At 72.5% G+C, this 979-nt stretch carries 2 protein-coding genes; both read right to left on the bottom strand.

The features are described from left to right. Nucleotides 1-49: 49 nt before the first annotated feature. The gene (locus G6017_RS15310) at nt 50-679 is read right to left on the bottom strand and encodes an HD domain-containing protein (protein WP_182618116.1); all 630 of its coding nucleotides are present in this window, start codon (nt 677-679) and stop codon (nt 50-52) included. 74 nt (nt 680-753) lie between these two features. Then, a partial coding sequence (locus G6017_RS15305; RefSeq protein ID WP_182618114.1) for a DUF779 domain-containing protein occupies nt 754-979 on the bottom strand: 226 nt, incomplete at its 5' end.

Genomic DNA, 979 nt, shown 5'->3' with positions numbered 1-979 from the left:
TTCCCGACGGCTGCGGGCGGGGCCCGGCGGGGGCGCGGGGGACCGGCGACTACGCCGACGCGCCGGCCCTGAGCAGTCCGAGTTCGCGGTTGAGGTTGGCGTGCGCCTGCTTCTCCCACGCGTCGCGGCCGGCCCGCGTGAGGAAGACCGATCTCCGCTCGAGTAGCGCCTCCAGCGACGCGATCCGCCCGGCCACGAACCGCTCGCCCGGCACGTGCGCGAACTCGTGGCGGACGTCCTGCGTGTAGGTGTCGTACGTCTCCGGGTCGGCCCCCAGGACCGCGAGATCGGCATCGGACAGGACCGCGCCGTTGAGGTCCCCGGCATCGACCCGGTGCCCGCCCATGAGCCGCACGAGGCGCGCCACCTCGCCGACGGGGGCGGCCGGGTCGAGCGCCTTCTCGGTGAACGCCGCCGACTTGTCGTTGTTCTCCGACTCCGTGGGGTCGAACACCGCGGTGTGGAACCACGCGGCCAGCCGGACGGCGGTCCCGTCGAACGCCTCGCCGTCCGACTCCAGGGCGTCGACCGCACGCAGCACCGCGCGCAGGTGCGTCTCGTTGTGGTAGCGACGCCGCGGTTCGTTCCACCGCTCGAGCAGATCCGAGCGCAGCCCGGGCGTGAGGAACTCGACCTCGGCGTCGAGGGGATCAACGGGTGCCGGACGGTCGGTATCCATGTCCCGATGCTACCGCCGGACCCCGTCTCATCTGCGCGAATCACCAACTGCGGCACCAGGACCGGCCCCCGCGCCTACTCCTCCAGGTCCGCTCCCGTACGCGGCGGGAACGCCGCCAACGCCTCCTGCTCGGCCGCGTCGAACGTCCGGGCCCGCGACAGGAACCGCCTGCCGGTCGGGTTCTCGAGACTGAACCCCGAGCCCCGGCCCGGGACGGCGTCCAACACCAACTGCGTGTGCTTCCAGGTCTCGAACTGTGTGCCCGAGATCCACACGCGCACCCGGGTCGACGACGACGAG

Origin of the sequence: Dietzia sp. B44 (genome assembly GCF_014145245.1) — a bacterium.
Taxonomy (GTDB): Bacteria; Actinomycetota; Actinomycetes; order Mycobacteriales; family Mycobacteriaceae; genus Dietzia; species Dietzia natronolimnaea.
Note: the sequence above shows the minus strand (reverse complement) of the source record. Positions and strands in the feature narration are given on the sequence as shown.